Source organism: Soonwooa sp. (assembly GCF_030151385.1).
Taxonomy (GTDB): domain Bacteria; phylum Bacteroidota; class Bacteroidia; order Flavobacteriales; family Weeksellaceae; genus Soonwooa.
Window position 1 is genome coordinate 1 of record NZ_JASLDS010000027.1, and the last position, 19,694, is coordinate 19,694.

The 19,694-nt window shown below is 34.2% G+C and carries 19 protein-coding genes and 1 riboswitch; of the genes, 11 read left to right on the top strand and 8 right to left on the bottom strand.

Annotated features, from left to right (window positions below):
* Positions 1-34 precede the first annotated feature (34 nt).
* The 3 genes from gldM to Q1V95_RS04395 are packed head-to-tail and all read left to right on the top strand — an operon-like array spanning position 35 to position 3,862.
* The gene (gene gldM, locus Q1V95_RS04385; RefSeq protein WP_300670767.1) at positions 35-1,606 is read left to right on the top strand and encodes a gliding motility protein GldM; all 1,572 of its coding nucleotides are present in this window, start codon (positions 35-37) and stop codon (positions 1,604-1,606) included.
* A gap of 58 nt (positions 1,607-1,664) precedes the next feature.
* The gene (gene gldN, locus Q1V95_RS04390; protein ID WP_300670769.1) at positions 1,665-2,777 is read left to right on the top strand and encodes a gliding motility protein GldN; all 1,113 of its coding nucleotides are present in this window, start codon (positions 1,665-1,667) and stop codon (positions 2,775-2,777) included.
* Positions 2,778-2,833: 56 nt separating this feature from the next.
* On the top strand, positions 2,834-3,862 hold the full coding sequence (locus Q1V95_RS04395) for an FAD-dependent oxidoreductase (RefSeq protein ID WP_300670772.1): 1,029 nt from the start codon (positions 2,834-2,836) through the stop codon (positions 3,860-3,862).
* A gap of 28 nt (positions 3,863-3,890) precedes the next feature.
* Here the strand turns inward: Q1V95_RS04395 and Q1V95_RS04400 are convergent, their stop codons facing one another.
* Positions 3,891-4,490, bottom strand: a complete 600-nt coding sequence (locus tag Q1V95_RS04400) for a hypothetical protein (protein ID WP_300670774.1) — start codon at positions 4,488-4,490, stop codon at positions 3,891-3,893.
* 114 nt (positions 4,491-4,604) lie between these two features.
* Between Q1V95_RS04400 and Q1V95_RS04405 the strand changes: the two genes are divergently transcribed.
* Positions 4,605-5,174, top strand: coding sequence for a DUF2892 domain-containing protein (locus Q1V95_RS04405; RefSeq protein WP_300670776.1), 570 nt, complete (start codon positions 4,605-4,607; stop codon positions 5,172-5,174).
* A gap of 37 nt (positions 5,175-5,211) precedes the next feature.
* Here Q1V95_RS04405 and Q1V95_RS04410 read toward each other — a convergent pair whose 3' ends face one another.
* The 6 genes from Q1V95_RS04410 to Q1V95_RS04435 all read right to left on the bottom strand — a co-directional run bounded on the left by Q1V95_RS04410 (position 5,212) and on the right by Q1V95_RS04435 (position 11,197).
* The gene (locus Q1V95_RS04410; RefSeq protein ID WP_300670778.1) at positions 5,212-5,844 is read right to left on the bottom strand and encodes a trimeric intracellular cation channel family protein; all 633 of its coding nucleotides are present in this window, start codon (positions 5,842-5,844) and stop codon (positions 5,212-5,214) included.
* Between the two features lie 9 nt (positions 5,845-5,853).
* The gene (locus tag Q1V95_RS04415) at positions 5,854-6,615 is read right to left on the bottom strand and encodes an exodeoxyribonuclease III (protein WP_300670781.1); all 762 of its coding nucleotides are present in this window, start codon (positions 6,613-6,615) and stop codon (positions 5,854-5,856) included.
* Positions 6,616-6,741: 126 nt separating this feature from the next.
* Entirely contained in the window at positions 6,742-7,155 is a 414-nt protein-coding gene (locus Q1V95_RS04420; protein ID WP_300670784.1) for a hypothetical protein, read from the bottom strand.
* 221 nt (positions 7,156-7,376) lie between these two features.
* The gene (locus Q1V95_RS04425) at positions 7,377-8,921 is read right to left on the bottom strand and encodes a PglZ domain-containing protein (RefSeq protein WP_300670786.1); all 1,545 of its coding nucleotides are present in this window, start codon (positions 8,919-8,921) and stop codon (positions 7,377-7,379) included.
* A 139-nt stretch (positions 8,922-9,060) separates the two neighbouring features.
* Positions 9,061-10,617 (bottom strand): ribonuclease E/G, encoded by a 1,557-nt coding sequence (locus Q1V95_RS04430; RefSeq protein ID WP_300670789.1) that lies wholly within the window; start codon positions 10,615-10,617, stop codon positions 9,061-9,063.
* A 286-nt stretch (positions 10,618-10,903) separates the two neighbouring features.
* Positions 10,904-11,197 carry an HU family DNA-binding protein gene (locus Q1V95_RS04435; RefSeq protein WP_079666019.1) on the bottom strand — a complete coding sequence of 98 codons (294 nt, stop codon included), beginning with the start codon at positions 11,195-11,197 and terminating at the stop codon, positions 10,904-10,906.
* A 46-nt stretch (positions 11,198-11,243) separates the two neighbouring features.
* Between Q1V95_RS04435 and mutY the strand changes: the two genes are divergently transcribed.
* The 7 genes from mutY (at position 11,244) to deoC (ending at position 19,179) form a co-directional block, all read left to right on the top strand.
* Positions 11,244-12,284 (top strand): A/G-specific adenine glycosylase, encoded by a 1,041-nt coding sequence (mutY, locus tag Q1V95_RS04440; protein WP_300670791.1) that lies wholly within the window; start codon positions 11,244-11,246, stop codon positions 12,282-12,284.
* Between the two features lie 64 nt (positions 12,285-12,348).
* A riboswitch (cobalamin riboswitch) is annotated at positions 12,349-12,533 on the top strand.
* A 28-nt stretch (positions 12,534-12,561) separates the two neighbouring features.
* Positions 12,562-14,382 carry a TonB-dependent receptor gene (locus Q1V95_RS04445; protein ID WP_300670794.1) on the top strand — a complete coding sequence of 607 codons (1,821 nt, stop codon included), beginning with the start codon at positions 12,562-12,564 and terminating at the stop codon, positions 14,380-14,382.
* 11 nt (positions 14,383-14,393) lie between these two features.
* On the top strand, positions 14,394-15,461 hold the full coding sequence (locus Q1V95_RS04450; protein WP_300670796.1) for a hypothetical protein: 1,068 nt from the start codon (positions 14,394-14,396) through the stop codon (positions 15,459-15,461).
* Positions 15,462-15,596: 135 nt separating this feature from the next.
* Positions 15,597-16,859, top strand: coding sequence for an NAD(P)/FAD-dependent oxidoreductase (locus Q1V95_RS04455; protein WP_300670803.1), 1,263 nt, complete (start codon positions 15,597-15,599; stop codon positions 16,857-16,859).
* A 1-nt stretch (position 16,860) separates the two neighbouring features.
* A complete protein-coding gene (gene trmD, locus Q1V95_RS04460) occupies positions 16,861-17,541 on the top strand; it encodes a tRNA (guanosine(37)-N1)-methyltransferase TrmD (protein ID WP_300670807.1) in 681 nt (226 codons plus the stop codon).
* A 348-nt stretch (positions 17,542-17,889) separates the two neighbouring features.
* Positions 17,890-18,360, top strand: a complete 471-nt coding sequence (locus Q1V95_RS04465) for an Lrp/AsnC ligand binding domain-containing protein (RefSeq protein WP_079666025.1) — start codon at positions 17,890-17,892, stop codon at positions 18,358-18,360.
* Between the two features lie 72 nt (positions 18,361-18,432).
* Positions 18,433-19,179 (top strand): deoxyribose-phosphate aldolase, encoded by a 747-nt coding sequence (gene deoC, locus Q1V95_RS04470; protein WP_300670815.1) that lies wholly within the window; start codon positions 18,433-18,435, stop codon positions 19,177-19,179.
* A 75-nt stretch (positions 19,180-19,254) separates the two neighbouring features.
* Here deoC and Q1V95_RS04475 read toward each other — a convergent pair whose 3' ends face one another.
* A complete protein-coding gene (locus Q1V95_RS04475) occupies positions 19,255-19,617 on the bottom strand; it encodes a T9SS type A sorting domain-containing protein (protein ID WP_300670813.1) in 363 nt (120 codons plus the stop codon).
* Positions 19,618-19,694: the final 77 nt, after the last annotated feature.

Genomic DNA, 19,694 nt, shown 5'->3' on the forward strand with positions numbered 1-19,694 from the left:
TCATTTATTTATTAATTATTAAAATTTTTTAAAAATGGCACAAGGAAAACAGACGCCTCGTCAGAAGATGATTAACCTGATGTACTTGGTTTTCATCGCGATGCTTGCGATGCAAATTGACCAAGAAATCATCAGATCATACAAAGACACCAACCAGTCTCTTACTGATACAAGAACAATGGTTGAAAAAAAGAATGACGATATCTTCGAGAAAACTTTGGCGGCTAAAGCTGTAGCGTCTCCTGAAGTATATGGTCCTCTACAAGAGCAATACAAAGGTCTTGAAACTAAAACTGATGCTTTAGTTAGTTTTATTGATGGACTAAAAGCTAATATGAGCAAAGAAGCTGAGTACAACTCAGAATTGCCTTCAGAAGAAAGTTTCACAGCATTAAACAATACAGAGCCTGCAACAAAATTATTCTTTAATGATGGTGACGAAAAGAATCCATCTAAAACAGCTGCTGAGTTAAAAGGGAAAATGGATGATTTAAGAAATTATATCACCACAACTTTTTCTTCTAATCCACAGCTAAAAGATATTGCTGATAGAGCATCTAAAACTTTAGTTCCGGATTTCGTAAAAGGAGATAAGAGAGCTGCTAGTGGTAAAACGTGGGTACAATATAAGTTCTACAACCAGCCACTGATTGCAGCTTTATCTAACCTAGAAGTTATCCAATCAGAAGCTAGAAACCTACAATCTGATGCAATCTCTTCTATGTTGCAAGAGAAAGTGGACGCAGATATCAAATTCGATGCTTACGAAGCTTTAGTTTCTGGGCCTAAACAAGTATTGCAAGGACAACCGCAAGATGTTAAAATTGCAATTGGTACTAGAGCTAGTTCTGTACCTGGTTTAGAGATTTCTAATGCTAAGATTGTTGATGGACAAGGTATCGCTACACTTAACGCTGGTGCAGTTGGTACTCAGACTTTAAGAGGTGATATCAAATTCACAGATAAAAATGGAAAAGTACATTCTTTACCTTATGAGCACACTTACGATGTAATCGCTGGTGTACAAGAACTAAAAGCACAAAAAGGTGCATTACTTTCTGCTGATAAGATGAATGTATTGTATAGAGGATTGCCTAACCCAGTTTCTGGATCAATCTTAGGAGCTTCTGGTAATATTTCTCTTTCTGCTGCTGGAGCGTCAGTTGGTGGAGGTAATGGTAAATGGACTGTTACACCATCTGCAGGTAACGAAGTTACTTTGACAATCTCAGGTAAAGATCCAAAAGGAGCAACAATTTCTCAAGCTTTCAAGTTTAGAGTTAAAAATGTACCACCACCAGTTGGACAGATTAGAGGTAAGAATGTTGTGGCAATGCCTGCAAGTTCTATTGCTAATCAATCAGTAACTGTTGCTATGCCGGACTTCGACTTCCCAGTAAGTTTCCAAGTTCAAAGCTTCATGTTCAAAGTTCCTGGTAAGGCAGCGATGAGAGTTAATGGTAGCTCACTAAGTGCTGTATCTGGATTAACAACTGGTCTTAGATCAGGTGATATCGCAATTGTATTTGATATCCAAGCTAGCGCGACAGGATTAGGAGGACAAGTTCTTCAGAATATTCCTGGTATCGCAATAAATGTTCAATAATAACGTTATTTTTTAAAATAGTATTTGATTGATTTTTAATCAATATTAATGATTGTATATGAAAAAGGTAGTTTTAAATTTTCTATTATTATCCTCAAGTTTTGCTTTTGCACAGACTAGTGTTCTAAATGCAAGCTCTCCCGAGACTTTTCGTCAAGAGAGAGAAGCAAGAAAGGATAGTGTTGCTGCGCCTGTTAAGTATGGCTTTATAGAGGATAAAGATGTTCTTAAAAGTATGGTGGTATGGGAAATCATTGATATGAATGATAAAATCAATCAACCTTACTACCATAACAACGATGGTTTAGTTTCTCAAAACTTTTCTTTGTATCAGATTTTAATCGATGCTGTTAATAGTGGTAAAATTTCGCAAGTCTATACTGACGAAAACTTTACAACTAAGCTTACGCCAGAAGGTATTGCAGCAGCAACTTCAGCAATCAACGTGGACGATTACTTCATCCAATTGATGAACGAAGGTAAAATTGATGACAAAAAAGTTGCAGCAACACTTAAAGGTTATAAGTCTGTAATTAATGATACTGATGATAAAGGCATTAACGCTCTTAAAGGAAACTATGGACCGAGATTGCAAGATATCTATAAAGATGGTAAAGACAACGTTATCGTTAAGTTAGATGGTGGATACTTCAAAGTAACACAAAATGACATTGTTGCTAACGTTGACCAAGTGAAAACCAGTACTGACAATGTTAAATTGTTAAAAGTAATGGGACAATGGTATATTGATAAGCGTGATACGCAATTAAAATACCGTTTATTAGGTATTTGTGCAATGGGACCAGATCCAAATGGTGCTAAAGCTAGAGCTGCGATTGCAGGTTCACAAATCGAAAATGGTATTACACCAGACAACGCTGCACCAGATTCTATCGACTTATTCTGGATTTTCTATCCAGATGCAAGAAAAGTATTAGCAAGCAACTATATTTTTAACTCAAAAAATACAAGTTCTGATATTACTTTTGATGATGTACTTAATGCAAGAAGATTCTCTTCTATTATTTACAAGTCAGATAATGGTCAAGGTAGAGGTGGTAATGGTATCATTGATGATTATGTACCAGACGATGCTAATGGTCAGATTGAAGAAAGCGACAGAATTAAAGCGCAAATTCTTCAAATGGAAAATGACCTTTGGAATTATTAATAAAATTTTTTCCTTTATATAAAACCTGAGTATCTTTACTCAGGTTTTTTTTGATTATGAAGTTAGACTATATTATTGTTGGTGGTGGCTACGCAGGATTGATGTTTGCGCACCAACTTATCAAGAGCAATAAATCTTTTCTATTGATTTCGGATGGAGAAAGATCAGCGTCTGAGATTTCGGCGGGAGTGTGTAATCCTGTTGTACTAAAACGTTTTACTGGTGTTTGGAATGCTAAAAATGAAATTGAGGCAGTTCGTTCCAACTTTTCCGAAATTGAAACTTATCTCGGACGTAATTTTATTATTGATGAAAATCTTGTTCGAGTTTTTCATGATGATACAGAGCGCGAGCTTTGGCTTAGAAAGTCTGAAAACGAAGATTTGAAGGATTTCCTTGATACCGATTTTCTTAAACTTAAATCTGTTAAAAATGAGTATCTGTCGGGGAAAGTTCATGACTCTTTAAGAATTGATGTTAAAGCCTTCTTTAAAAGCTTTTATGCTTATTTGAAAGATGAAAATTTATGGCTAAAAGAAGCTTTTGATTTTTCGGAATTAAATTTAGAAACCAATACATACAAAGATTTTCGCTTTGACAAAATCGTATTTTGTGAAGGTGTTAATGTCAACAACAACCCTTATTTTGCTGATATTCCAGTTAAAGGAAATCGGGGACATTCTATTCTAATTTCGGCTGGTGCTGAAGTTGATCCTTATATCATTAAAAAGAAATTCTTTTTGTTTAAAACAAATCCTAATCAGTTTTTTGTTGGTGGAACTTATGAGTGGGATCAAACAGTTCTAGAGATCATTCCTGAATCGGTCAACAAACTTACTTCCGGACTCGAAGAAATTTTTGAAGAAGAATATAAGGTTGAAGAAGTTAATGTAGCATTCCGCGCAGTTGTTTCGGATAGACGACCGATAATTGGCGCACATCACGAGTTTAAAAATATGTATATTTTCAATGGACTTGGTGCGCGTGGCGTTATGAACTCTAATTTCTTTTCAAAACAATTATTTGAGCATATTGAATTCGGGAAAGAAATTTTTCCCGAAGTTGATGTTAAACGGTTTCAATAAAAAAAGCGACTTAAGTCGCTTTTTTATTTTATCCTCTTGCTCTTTCTAGCAAGATCATCATCATAAGACTAAGTGCACAAAGCGTTTCTTGATCATCTGGGATGTCTACCAAACGGTCTAGCTGAAAACGTCTTCCAAAGAAAGAAGGCATTTTCTTTAATTTGAAAATTGCTTGACCATTTTGATCTTTAACAACATAAGTCGGATTAAGGAAATAACCTGTAAACATTCCGATAATCGGCAATTCTCCAACAAGAGAATCCCAGAATTTAATCCAAGGATTTTCCTCAGTTACAGTGAAAAGATTTTCACCGCGATTATCTAGAATATTGTAAGTTGCTTTCCAAAAAGAACGCATACCCTTTCTAGCGATTTTACCAATTTCGGTATTGGTATTTGGATCCGTGATGGCAAATGAAGCATTAAAGTCGATCCATTTATTCGCTTGGATAGTGTACAGAACTCTGGTTTTGTCTTCGTTATCAAAGACTTGTACATTGTCTTTTATTTTGAAGATTTTCTGACGTACATAAGCCAGCATTTGCCCAGTTCTATCAGTAATTGTAAAATCACTCGCCAAAGTTGTTATTTTAAACTTAAAGTCAAGTGGATACTGTAAATTTTTCATTTGTTTTATTTTTCGGCTTAAATATAGAATAATTATTTTTTATTTATCCTAAACTGATATTACAATTCTGTAATTTCTTTTACATTGTTTATCTTTGCAAAGTAAAATTTTAGAATGAATAAGTATATTAAATTTGTTATAGCAGCCATATTAATCGGTTTGGGTATTTTCTTAATGTTTAATAGAAATATTGGATGGGGAATTGTTTTGGTGATTTTGGCAGCAATTCCGATTCTTTTGTTTTATAAGAACGAAAATATCTTGTTAGCATTTTGGCAACTTAGAAAGCAAAATTTTGAAAAAGCGAACCAGCATTTATCAAGGATAAAAAACTTTGAAAAAGAACTTCACAAAAGTCAATATGGTTATTATCATTATTTAATTGGCTTGACGACTGCGCAAGATAACAATCCTGCAAAGACAGAAGGTCTTATGAAAAAAGCTTTGGAATATGGTCTTAACATGAAACATGATCGTGCTATGGCAACTCTTAACCTAGCTGCTGGTGCGATGGCAAAAGGTAGAAGACAAGAAGCGACTAAACTTTTGGAAGAAGCTAAAACGCTAGATTCTGCTGGGATGATGACTGATCAAATCAAAATGTTAAAAGAACAATTGAAAATGCCATCGATGCAAAAGCATATGCACAATCCGCATATGAGACAAAGAGGTAAATTCCACTAAAAATATAAGCTCCGAAATTTTTCGGAGCTTTTTTATTTTACATTTCAGAATCGTTAGGTCGATCATAGAATTTGGGCATTTGCCAATGGTATTTGACAGCTAGTGATCTTATAGCAACAATTAGTAAAATGGTGAATACTTGTACAAAGGTATATGTAAAATTGAAATACCTAACAAGAAGCAAAAAAACGGCGCCACCAATTATACAGGCTGTCGCGTAGATTTCTTTTCTAAAAATCAACGGAATTCTATTCAATAAAATATCTCTGATAATTCCTCCAAAACAACCCGTTATGGTACCAAGGACAATACAAATCATTGGATGAAGTTCTGCTGTTAAGCCTTTTTGCACACCGATTATGGTGAAAAGTCCCAATCCAAAACTATCGAATATAAATAGTGTCACCTGAAAGTTTTTTTCCAAAGATTTAAAAATCATGGAAACAATGCTCGTTATCAAAATGATACTACACATTCTGATATCATGCATCCAAAAAACGGGAACATCCAAAAGTAAATCCCGTACCGTACCACCACCAACAGAAGTGATAAATGCGATAATGATAACACCAAAAGGATCCAAACGTTTCTGCATTGCTGCAAAACTTCCCGACATAGCAAAGGCAACTGTTCCGAGGACTTCTATTAAGAAATTAAACTGTTCGTGCATAGAAAACGCTTATTTCAATTCAACAACTACAGGGCAGTGGTCAGAATGTTTTACCTCTGGCAAAATTACAGCACGCGAAAGACGATTTTCCAAAGTTTTGGAAACCATATTATAATCGATTCTCCAACCTTTGTTACGCTCGCGCGACGCTGCGCGATAACTCCACCAAGAATATTGATCGGGTTGATCATTAAAGAATCTAAAACTATCAATCAATCCACACTCGTCCATAAATCTGGTCATCCATTCGCGTTCCATTGGTAAGAAGCCAGAAACATTAGCAAGTCTCACAGGATCGTGGATATCGATGGCTTCGTGACAAATATTATAATCACCCGAAATAATAAGATTCGGGATTGTCTTTTTTAATTCTTTGATATAGTTTAAAAAATCATAACAAAACCGCATTTTAAACTCTAATCGGTCAATATTTGAAGCCGAAGGTACATATACCGAGATTACCGAAAAATCGTCAAAATCCGCTCGAATAACACGACCCTCGTTATCAATGCTTTCGATGCCACAACCATAGACAACATTGTTTGGTTTTATTTTAGAAGCAATACCAACACCGCTATAACCTTTTTTAACAGCCGAATGCCAATAACTGTGGTAACCAACTTTTTCAAAACTTTCGATGTCAATTTGGTCAGTTCCAGCTTTACTTTCTTGGATGCAGATAACATCGGGATTTGCAACAGTTAACCAACCAATAAAATCTTTGGTAAAAGCAGCACGAATGCCGTTAACATTATAAGAGATAATTTTCATTCTTGTTTTTCTAATCGGCAAAGGTCGGAAATATGTTTGGCTTTTGAAGAATGCCTTTAAAATTTAAAATTATTTTAAAACAAATTCTTAATAATTATCGCAGTTTGGATAAATAATCAAATATGTTTATTGCTTTTTGAAAGTCCAAGTTCCTGTTATATCACCTTTTTTCCAAGTTCCAGAATTTTGATTGAGATTTGCATAAAGATGAAAACCAGATTTAACAGAAAGAACACTCAATAAGCCACCATCGTCAAGAACCGAACCTGAAATTACTTCTTCCGCTGTACCATAATTCCCATAAATAGTTCCATCTTTACTAACTTTAAAAGCCACGTTTCCGCTTTCTGGACCTGCGTAAGTGCCAACCCAATTGCCCATGTATCTTGAGGTGTAATTATTTTGCTGATGATTATTACCTATATTATCTATTAAATTATCAACAACCGTTTCGCATGACATAAAGCTGAAAAGAATTGATAAAGAAGCTAGAATTAAAATGTTCTTTTGGCTTGATATTTTTAATAATTGTTTTGTCATAATTTATTTTCTATTTGTGTTTTTCAATAAAACTCGGATGCAGATAACGGGCTTATTGATTTTTCAAAAATAAATTAAATTTCAATCCGTTTGCAATAAATTTTTTATCAGTTAAAAAAGTTGATTTCGTTTAAAAATTTAAAAATTTAAAAATAAAAAGGCGGAAAAAATCATTGATTTCTTCCGCCAGTAACCCAAATTTAAATAAACTATGAAAAAAACTATTTGGGTTCCAAAATACTAAATGGAATAATCATTTCTTCCAAAGAGATCCCACCGTGTTGGTAGGTATCCTTGTAGTAATTAACGAAATGATTGTAGTTCTTAGGATAAGCTAAGAATATATTGTTTTTTGCAAAAATATATTTTGAGCTCAAATTTCCTTTTGGTAGGAATATTTTTTCAGGATTGTTAATTGCCCAAACATCACTGTCATCATAAGTTAAGCTACGTCCAGTTTTGTAACGGATGTTAGTCGACGTTTCTCTATCGCCAACCACTTTACTTGGTTTTTTGACATAGACGGTTCCGTGGTCTGTTGTAATAACCAACTTGAATCCATTTTCGGCAGCCGTTTTAATGATTTTTAAAAGCGATGAATTTTCGAACCAGTTGTAAGTCAATGAGCGGAAAGTTTTATCATCTCTAATTAATTGATCAACAATATTATTGTCGGTTTTTGCATGAGAAAGAATATCGATAAAGTTGTAGACAATTACCAAAAGATCATTGTTTTTGTGTTGGTTAAAGTCGTCAAGGATTTTTCTTTCAAAATCAGCGTTAAGGATTTTAAGATACTTCATCGATTTTCCTGACAAACCAAGACGCTTCATCTGATCTTCCAAAAACTCTCTTTCGTGTTCGTTTTTGTTACCTTCTTCGTTATCGTTAAACCATTTGTCTGGGAAACGTTTTTCGATCTCCGATGGCATCAATCCAGCAAAGAAAGCATTTCTCGCATATTGTGTTGCGGTTGGAAGAATACTGAAATAATAATCTTCCGAAGTTTTGTTATAGAATTTTGCGAAAAGTGGTTCGATAACTTTCCATTGGTCATATCTAAGGTTGTCCACCATCAATAACAAGACTTTGTCATTCGCCAATTCGGGCTTTACTTTTTCTTTGAAAAGTGTGTGGCTCATACTTGGCTTATCTTGCTCGTGCAACCAATCTTCGTAATTTTTTTCGATAAATTTTGAAAACTGAATATTCGCTTCTTCCTTTTGAGATTGTAGAAGATCCGCAAACTCGCTGTCGAATACTTTATCGAATTTAATTTCCCAAGTAAGTATTTTCTTATAATATTCTGCCCAATCTTGGAAAGTTCTTAGATAAGACAATTCCATACTCAAGTTTCGGAAATCTTGTTGATATTCTGAAATCGTTTTTTGCTCTACCAAGTTTTCACTTTGTAGATTCTTTTTTAACGATAATAAAATTTGGTTGGGATTAACTGGTTTCAAGATATAATCGGCGATTTGCGAGCCAATGGCTTGTTCCATAATATGCTCTTCCTCACTTTTGGTAACCATCACGATTTTGAGACTGGTATCTTTCTCTTTAATCATTGGGATGGCTTCTAATCCAGAAATGCCGGGCATGTTTTCGTCGAGTAATGTCAGCTGAAATTTTTCTTTTTCTATAAGTTCTAGCGCTTCATTAACATTGTTAACGGGTGTAACTTTGTAGCCTTTATTTTCTAAAAACACGATATGTGGCTTTAGTAAATCAACTTCATCGTCTATCCATAAAATTTTTTCTGACATATTTTTAGTGTATAATTTGTATTTGAACTACATCAAAAGTACGACCAAATTATCTTAAGTTTAAATTAAAAAGCCTTTGGTTATCGTTAAAATAAGTTAATTGTTATATAAAAGAAAACTCAGACCGAAGTCTGAGTTGTTAGTTGGAATAAGACATCAATTCTTCTTTTTTGGAATTGACGAGCTTGAATTCTAAGTACTTGAATGAGTCTCGTGGGATAATACTTACCCACTTTTTGTATCTGAAAAGCCATTTGTTTTGGATGCTCATAAAGCCTTTGGTAAGGTAAGCTTCTACAAATGGATGTACGTGCAGATACAATTTGCCCTTTTCCTTTTGGATAATGTTTCTGATAGATTCTTCCATACGCTCTACAATAACGATTGGCGCAGCGATTTCTCCGTCTTTGTTCGGATTTTCTTCCTTGGTTTCAATATATTTTTCTGAACGTACCCTTTGTCTTGTCATTTGGATAAGTCCGAATTTGCTAGGTGGTAAAACTTTATGCTTAGCTTTATCACGTTTGAGCTCATCTCGGAAATGCTCATATAATTCTTTTCGATGTTCGGGATCTGTCATGTCGATAAAGTCAATGACGATGATACCTCCCATGTCTCGCAATCTTAATTGTCTGGCGATCTCTGTCGCTGCCATTTTGTTGACATTAAGCGCATGTGCTTTGTTTGTGGTTGCTGACGAAATATTGTTACCAGAGTTAACGTCGATGACGTGGAGCGCTTCTGTGTGTTCTATAACAAGATAAGCACCTTTGGAACTTGGGATATTGACATTTTTCCCGAAGCTCTGTTTTAGCTGTTTTTCGACATTGTAATACTCCAAAAGTGGTGTAGGGGAGTCGTAAAACTGAACAATATTTTTACTTTCTGGTGCGATAACTTCTAGATAATTTCTCATATCGCGAACCATACTCTCGTCGTCACAAATAATGTTGACAAAGTCTTGGTTGAAGTTATCTCGCAAGATTGATGAGGCTTTGTCCTCCTCACTTAACATTTTGCTTGGTACTTTATTTTTTTGAATATTCTTGAAGCAATCGTCCCATTTTTCGATAAGCTGATTCATATCGTTATGGAGTTCAGCAACCTTTTTTCCTTCGGCAACGGTTCTTATAATAACACCGAAACCTTCTGGACGAATACTTTCTATTAAAGTCCTAAGTCTTTCTTTTTCCGCTGGATCTTTTACCTTTTTCGAAATCGAAATTTTGTTATCAAAAGGTATAAGTACCAAAAAACGACCAGTTAACGATATTTGTGTAGAAATACGTGGTCCTTTTGTCGAGATAGGTTCTTTCGTTATTTGGATAAGAACAAGATCTCCAGCAGTGGCAACTTTGTCAATAGTGCCATTTTTGTCAATAAGTTTTTGTACGGCAAAATCTTTAAGCTTTGACGTGTTTTGTCTTTTTGCAAGACTGTCTTTCAAAAATTTTTGATAAGACAAAAATTGTGGTCCCAAATCCTGATAATGCAAGAATGCATCTTTGCCGTATCCGATGTTGACAAATGCTGCATTAAGGTTGGGTGCCAGCTTTTTAATTTTTCCAAGGAATAAATCTCCAACGACGAAGTCAGACTCTGACTCGATCTCGTGGAGCTCGAACAATCTACCGTCTTCTAACAGGGCAATCTGTGAAGAATCATTCTCATGCGAAATGATTAATTCTTTCTTCATAAATTTTGTTTTAATAATTGCCTTTTACGAAAGACATCAATAGTCAAATTTGTGCCAAATAGCTTTGGCGTTGTTTTTTGTGGTATCTAGAAAACAAAATATAGTCGACGCAAAGCACCAACTATATTTATATCTATATGACTGAGATTCAGAATATTATTTCTTCTTCTTGTGTCTGTTTTGTCTTCTTCTTTTCTTTCTTTTGTGGGTCGCAACCTTGTGTCTTTTTCTTTTCTTTCCGCTTGGCATAATTTAGAAATTTTATTATGTGTTAATATTAAATTAATTAGTTCTTTACTGCAACTTTCGTTTTTACTTTCTCAACAAAAGTTTTTGATGGTTTGAAAGCCGGAATATTGTGTGCCGGAATTTCAATTGCAACATTTTTAGAAATGTTTCTTCCCGTTTTAGCCGCTCTAGTCTTAATAACGAATGATCCAAAACCTCTTAGATAAACATTGTCTCCATTATACATTGAGGTTCTTATTTCTTGCATGAATGCTTCGATAACCTTCTGAGTATCATTTTTTTCTACGCCTAATTTATTTGAGATGATGTTTACCAATTCTGCCTTTGTCATTTCCTTTTTTGTTTATATTTTTGGTGTGCAAATATAATACATATTTTTGAAAACTTACAAACAAAAGACTGATTTTCTTTATATTGGCGTTAAGCTACTTAAATGGTACGATTCCAACAAACGCGAGCTTCCTTGGCGCAAAAATACAAATCCTTATAATATATGGATTAGTGAGATTGTCTTACAACAGACGCAAGTGAAGCAAGGACTACAACATTATCTCAGATTTGTGGAGCGTTTTCCAAACGTGGAAAGCTTGGCAAATGCTGATGAGGAAGAGGTTTTGCTTTATTGGAAAGGTTTAGGCTATTATTCTCGAGCACTCAATCTTCACAAAGCTGCAAAGCAATTAGTTCAAGATTATAATGCGGAATTTCCCAATACGTATTCTGAACTGTTAAAACTAAAAGGCGTTGGCAAATATACAGCAGCCGCAATCGCTAGTATTGCTTTCAATGAAAAAGTTCCAGCCGTTGATGGTAATTTTTATCGTGTTTTGTCAAGATTATTTGCGGACGATTTCGATATTTCGAGTACTAAAGCTTTTCAATATTTTTCAGAATTGGCAATGTTAATAATGCCTGATAAAAGTACAGGATGTTTTAACCAAGCTATAATGGATCTAGGTTCGGAAGTTTGTAAACCTAAAAATCCATTGTGTCAAGATTGTCCTTTAAAGGAAGATTGTCGCACTTTCGCGATTGGAAAAATGGATCAGTTTCCTGTGAAGCTTAAAAAAACTAAAGTTGAGAATTTAGCTTTAAGTTATCAGTTTATTTATCACGGAAATCAATTTTTGGTTAAGCAACGCGATACTTCAGATATTTGGAAAAAGCTATTTGAATTCCCAAAAGATATTGATTTAGAAAAGATTCCTCGTTTTTTTGAAAACGAAAGGCTTATAAAACATAGGTTGACGCACCGTAATTTAGAAATTTCGATTTCAAAAATTTTAATAGAGGACAAAATTGCTTTCAACAAATTGCAAAAAGATAAAGGCTTATTAAGTTTTAATTTTGATGAAGCTGAACAAAAGTCATTTCCAAAGCCGTTACACGATTATTATCTGAAGTATTTTTCTGAGTAAATAAAGTATTTGTTAAGATTTGTTGCTAAATTTTTGATGACCACTAAATTAAAAGGAAAACTTTATTTATTTTTGCAAAATTGGTTTTCAATATTAAATTTAGAAATTAAAAGGGAATCGAAGTGTAATTCTTCAACTGTCCCCGCAACTGTAAATCGCCCAATTAATAAATCATCATAACCATTGCAATCGCGAGAAGGGATGATTTATGCGAAAGTCAGGAGACCTGCCAATGATTAACTTGTCAATTGTACTTTCGGGAGAAGGGTGTCAGTAAATGAAAAAAACGCTACTTTATTTTTCTTTTTTCACAATTACGTATGGATATGCGCAAGAAGCTGTTATGGATACGGTTTTTGTGGATCAACGTATTGAATCTGCAAAAACTTTTTCTAAAATTGAGGTTATTAAAACCAATGACATTCAGAAGAATGCAAATTCCCTTTCGGATTTGTTAAGTTTCCAGACGCCAATTTACATTAAAGAAAACGCTCGCGGCATGGTATCTTCACCTGCTTTTCGCGGGACAACAGCGCAACAAACCGCTTTTGTCTGGAATGGAATTAATATTAATTCGGCTTTTCTAGGTCAAGGTGATGTTAATAATATTCCACTTTTGGGTTACGATAATATTTCGGTAAAGTATGGTGGAGGAAGTATTTTGTACGGAAGTGGCGCAATTGGCGGATCTATTCACCTAAATAATTCGTTTGGATATAGCAAAGGTTTCCAAGGACAAATCTTTTCAGAATTTGCATCTTATGAAACGCTTAATTCTTTGTTAAAAACCAATTATAGCAATGATAAGCTGAGTTTTCAGTTTTCGGTCACTCATAACCAAAGCAAAAACGATTACGAGGTTGAAGAAAAGTATTATGTCAACCGAAATGCTTTTTATCAAAATACAGCTGTCAACCTAGGTTTTGCATATCGTATTAACGATCAAAATGAGATCTTTTCGCAAAGTCAAATTTTTGACGGAACACAAAATTATCCACTGTTGTCCGAATTTGCGACGCCAACCAAGTATTTAAGCCAAACCTTTAGAAGTCTTGCTGGATGGAATTTTAAAAATGAAAAGATTAAGAATGATTTTAAAATCGCTTATTTAACGGACGATTACCAATATTATTCCGTTTCTAATATTCCAAATACAAGAAGCGGCGGAAGTATCAAGCAATATTTGACGAAAAGTGATTTTAAATATAAGCTTAACCCATCATCCGAGATTAGTTTTTTAGGAGAAATTGGACAAGTCGAAGCTGAAGGCTTTAAAACTGGTATTCGCTCAGTAAAGCGTGGACAAGGTTCTGTTGCATTGTTATACCGTAATTTTTATTTTAAAAACTTTAGTTGGGAGCTTGGTGCAAAAAAAGAATATGTTGAAAATGTAAAAAGTCCTTTTTTGTTTTCCGCGGCAGGTAATTTCACGATTAACAATTTTTATAGTTTAAAATTGAGTGCTTCAAAGAATTTTCGTGCACCAACTTTTAACGATTTGTATTGGAAGCCAGGCGGAAATGAAAATTTGAAGCCAGAAAATTCTTATCAATTCGAGATCAACCAAACTGTAAAATGGAAATTCTTGCAGGCGAGTCTATCGCCTTATTATATGGACATTAAAGATATGATTCGTTGGGTTCCTGGTGCGGGCGGTTTTTATCATGCGGTTAATACTGCGCATGTGAAGTCTTATGGTGTGGAAGCGCAACTTGGTGCGGAACAGAAGTTTGGAGATTTTGGATATCATGCGATGTTAGGATATGCTTACACCAATTCTAAAGATCAAATATTAAATAAGCAGTTGGCTTTTGTTCCTTATCATAAAGTGAATTTTGGCGCTGATCTTAATTATAAAATTGTCTCATTACATCTTCAGGCAATTTGGAATTCTGATATCTTCACGGATGAGGAAGAGTCTAAACAATATACATTAGATCCTTTTTACGTTATTAATTTAGGAGCGGATGTACAATTGGTAAAATCTTTAAAGCTTGGTTTTAAAGTTAATAATTTGACTTCAGAAGTCTATAGAACAGTATTTGGCTACTATATGCCAAAACGCAATTTTGCAGTTAACATGAATTTTAACTTTTAAAAAATATATTTATGAAAATTAGAAATCTATTTGCGAGTGTATTCGCAGCAAGTTTGTTGTTTATGACAGCATGTAAAGATGATAACAATGAAGCTATCGTGTCAAAAGGTGCTTATGAAGGCGGAATTCTTGTAAGTGTTGAAGGTGGTTTTAATAAAAATCAAGCAGAAGTGTCATACATTACATCTGATTTGGCTTCAATGAGCGAAAATATTTTTGCAGCAAACAATAATAAGCAAGTGCTTGGAGATGTTTTACAGACAATTGGTTTTAAAGATGATAAAGCTTATTTGGTTGTTAATAATTCTAATAAGGTTGAGGTTGTTAATCGTTATTCTTTCCAAAAATTGACAACTTTCCAAGTTGAGCAGCCAAGAGCGATTGCTTTTAACGGAAACAATACATATATCACGACTAATGACTTCTTCGGGAAATATGCTCTTAATGTTTTCAATGCGGCAACTAATGCATCAGTTAAAACAATTTCTTTTGACAGATATGCAGAAAAAGTAGTTAGCGTTGGTAACTATGTTGTTGTACAAACAGATGGTTCAACTTATGAAATGACGCCACCTTACGGAGAGATTCCATCAGGTCATACGATTACTACAGTTAACGCAGGGACTAACGCAATTGAAAAAACGATTACGCTTACTGATGATGGTATCATTAGAGATATGATTTCTGCAAATGGTTATGCTTATGTGCTTTCTTCTGGTAAAACAGATTCTTACATTTATGAAATCGATGCAGCTACAGGAAGTTTTAAAAGTTCAAAACTAACAGGTGTTGCTAATGCAGATAATTTGAGATTTGCAGGAGGAAATCTATACTTTATGGATGGTTCTCGTGGTGTTTATACTAAAGCAACCGCTAGTACTGCGGCGCCAACTAAGATGTTCACTTATCCTGCTACGACAGATCTTTATCCTTATGCTTTTGATGTTATTGATGGTAAAATCTATATTGCAGATGTTAACTTTAACTCTTCAAGTAAAGTTATGGTTTATTCCATGACGGGAAGTTTGTTAAAGTCGTTCAATATGGGGAATGGTGTTAACGGCTTCTACAAAAACTAATTAAACATTTTCTTAAATACAAAACGGCATTTTTAAAATTTGCCGTTTTTTTTGTTTTAAATTTTTTTTGAAGCACGAATTTTGAATGTCGATTAAGCGATAAATTTGGAGTATTTTTGTATAAATTTTTAAACGATGATTAGGGAGAAAATTGTAATAGTAGGAGGTGGCTTCGCTGGATTGCAACTTGCAAAACAACTGAATGCCGATAACAACAAGAAAGTGATCTTGATTGATAAGGTTAACCATCACATGTTTCAACCTTTGTTTTATCAGGTCGCAAGTGGGAGGATTGAACCTTCTAATATTTCGTTTCCTTTCCGTAAAATTTTTCAGCGTTCTAGAAATATCCAATTCCGAATGACCGAGGTTCAACATATTGAAACTTCGGAGAATCGCGTGATTTGTCAGGAAGGTACTTTTTCTTATGACAAATTAATTATTGCTACAGGTTGCAAAACTAACTTTTTCGGAAATGCCAAAATGGAGAATTTGACCTATGGTATGAAGAATACGCAGGAAGCCATCAGTATCCGTAATCATGTGTTGATGACTTTTGAAAAGTTAATAATCGAAAAGTCCAGAAGTGATGACGGAAACTGGAATATCGTTATCGTTGGAAGTGGTGCAACTGGTGTAGAGTTGGCTGGTGCTTTTGCCGAGATGAAAAACGAAATTCTTCCGAGAGATTATCCTCATATGAGTTTTGAGCATCTTAAAATTATTTTGATAAGCTCGGGAGAAAAACCACTAGAAGCAATGAGCACTGAGTCTCAGGATAAAGCTGAGGAGTACCTCATTAATCTTGGTGTTACTTTTATGAAGAGCGAACGTGTAACCGATTACGATGGCGAAACGGTTTTCATGCAAAGTGGTAAGGTTATTCCTTGTAAAAATGTCATTTGGGCAGCTGGTGTAACGGGGAACGTTATTGGTGATTTTGATAAAGAAAATTTAGTTAGAAATCGTTACAAAGTCGATCGTTACAATCGTGTTATTGGTTTTGATAATATTTTTGCAATTGGCGATATCGCCTATATGGAAACGCCAAAATATCCGCAAGGACATCCTCAATTGGCAAATGTTGCGATTAACCAAGGCAAAAATCTTGGACGAAATCTTCGCAAATCATCAACCAGCGATTGGAAAGAATTCGAATATGTGGATAGAGGTTCGATGGCTACAATTGGTAAACACCGCGCTGTTGTTGATTTGCCAAAATTAAAATTTCAAGGTTTTCTTGCTTGGTATTTCTGGATGTTTCTACATTTGATGCTTATTTTAAGTGTCCGAAACAAGTTGGCGATTTTCTTCAATTGGATGTGGAGCTACTTTAACAAAGATTCGTCACTTCGTTTGATAATTGTTTCTTCCAAGAAAAATAATACAGAACAATAATATGAGAATAGATATAATAAGTGTTTTACCAGATTTAATGCGCAGTCCTTTTGAAACTTCAATTTTGAAACGCGCTGTGGAAAAAGGTTTGGCAGAAGTTCACTTTCATAATGTTAGGGATTTTGCAACCAACAAACATCGCCAGATTGATGATGCGCCTTATGGCGGCGGTGCAGGAATGGTAATGATGGTTGAGCCTTTGGATTTATGTATTTCTAAATTAAAGTCAGAGCGTCACTATGACGAAATAATCTATATGACACCTGATGGCGAAACGCTTAATCAAAGAATTGCCAATAAGCTTTCGACTGTTGAGAATTTAATTTTTCTGTGTGGGCATTACAAGGGTATTGACCAACGTGTTCGTGATTTGCATATAACAAAAGAGATTTCAATTGGTGATTATGTTTTGACGGGCGGCGAATTAGCAGCTTGCGTTTTGGCGGATTCTATCATTAGATTGTTACCAGGTGTTCTTAATGACGAGCAAAGCGCTTTGACAGATAGCTTCCAAGATGATCTGTTATCTTATCCAATCTATACGCGTCCTGATGTTTATAAAGGACTTGAAGTGCCAAAAGTTTTGCTAAGTGGAAACTTCCAGGCGATTGAAGATTGGCAGCACGATGAGGCTGTGAGGATTACTTCGGAACGTCGTCCAGATTTATTTGAAAAAAAATGAAATTTTTAATTTAATAATAAACTTACTGATTAATTGTATTTAATTGATGTGAAATTAGTATTTATTTTATGTTAAATTATTAATTAGTGTGTTTGTATTTTTAATTATTTGTATATTTGAAGAAGATTTAATTAATAATATTTAATTATTTTAAATTTTATCATAAATTATGTTGAGTTATTTTTTTAAAGTAACTCACTTTTTTTTCGTAAAAATTTTGCGCATTTTCTTGTTTTAATGTTTGAAATTAATATTCGAAAAATATGATTTTTGTTATAAAAGTATAGATAATTGATTAATATAGATTAATTTCGTACAGTTTCAACCGTTTTGTAAAAATTAATAACAATGAAAAGTGCTACACACTATGGCTATCAACTCGACAGTGTTGATAAGGAGATCATCTACATGCTAATGGATAATGCTAAAACATCCTTAGCGCAGATCTCAAAAAATGTTGGTATCTCTACCACTGCGGTACATCAGCGTATCAAAAAACTAGAACAAGCTGGTGTTATCGAAAATTCAATTTCTTTCCTTAATCCTCGTAAAGTTGGCTACAAAGTCGTTTCGTACATTGGCGTTTACTTAGAAAAGCCAAGTCATTACAAGGATGCTGTGGATGCGTTCAAACAGATTAACGAAATCATCGAGGCGCATTACACAACAGGGAATTACACAGTTTTCTTAAAAGTGCTTTGCCGAGACAATGATCATCTTATGGATATCATTAATCAAATCCAAAGCCTGAAAGGAGTGACGAGAACTGAAACTTTTATTTCTTTGGAGCAAAGTATCAACCGCCAACTTAAAGTCTAGTTTAAGATTTATAAGAGTTAAGGAGCGCACAAGTGGCGCTCTTTTTTTACCTTTGTACTTTAATAATTTACAATTATGAATGTTAAAAAATATTTAGATTCAACATATCTTAAAACGCCTGCTCAGTCGGGTTTAACAGAAGATGAAACGATTAAAATCGTTAAAGAATTAACCGACGAGGCAATCGAAAATCAACTTTTCGCAGTGATGATTCGTCCCGATTATGTTTCAGAAATCAGACATTATATTAATAGTAAAAATGCAAATGTTGTTTTGGGAACTGTCATTGGTTTCCACGAAGGAACGGCTTCTATTGATGCTAAATTATTGGAAGCAGAGAAAGCGATAAAGGATGGTGCTGACGAGTTAGATTTTGTTATCAATTATGAAGCTTTCAAAAAAGATGAAATAGACTTGGTAAAAGAAGAATTTGTTAAGTGTACCAAACTTGCTTTAGAGAAGGGAAAAGTTGCAAAATGGATTATTGAAATCGCTGCTTTAACCGATGAGCAAATTGCAGATATTACTGCAAAAATTTGGACTTGGTCGCTAGAAAATTTTTCCGAGGCAGATTTTAAAAATATCTTTGTTAAATCGTCAACAGGTTTTTATCAAACTGAAGGTGGCAAACCAAATGGAGCAACTTTTGAAGGGATTAAAATTATGTTAGATAATGCTGGAAAACTTTCAGTAAAAGCTGCAGGTGGTGTTAGATCACACGATGATGCTGTTAAGATGATTAATCTTGGTGTTAAAAGAATCGGAACATCCTCAGCTTTGGCTTTAACAAGAAACGAAACCAGCGAAGGTGGTTATTAAAAAGAGCAATCAAAGATTTTACACATAAAAAAACCTCAACAATTGTTGAGGTTTTTATGTTATGTAGAGTTTCAATTATTGTTTAATAATTTGAGTAACTCTTTGTGTGTTGTCATCTAATAAATAACGCATTAGATATTTACCAGGACGAAGTTTGTCTAGTCTAATTTCTGCAGCATTCATATTAACGCTATATTCCAAAACTTGTACACCAAGAATTGAATAGAAAGTCACAGATTTTATTTTAGCATCATTATCTTTTGCTTTGATAACAATAAAATCCTTAGTTGGGTTAGGGTACGCCACCAAAACACCATCGTCACTCTTAGCAATTGCAGAGTTAACGTTATAATTAGCTTTGCTAACTTGTGCACTAATCTTAGTAGAAAATGCAAAGGAAAAGCCGATAAACAATATAAATAGTAAAAATTTCTTCATTTAAATAAACTTTTTTGAAAGTCTAAACACAAATGTATTTAATTCATTTCAATTATACAATAATTATTCCACAATTG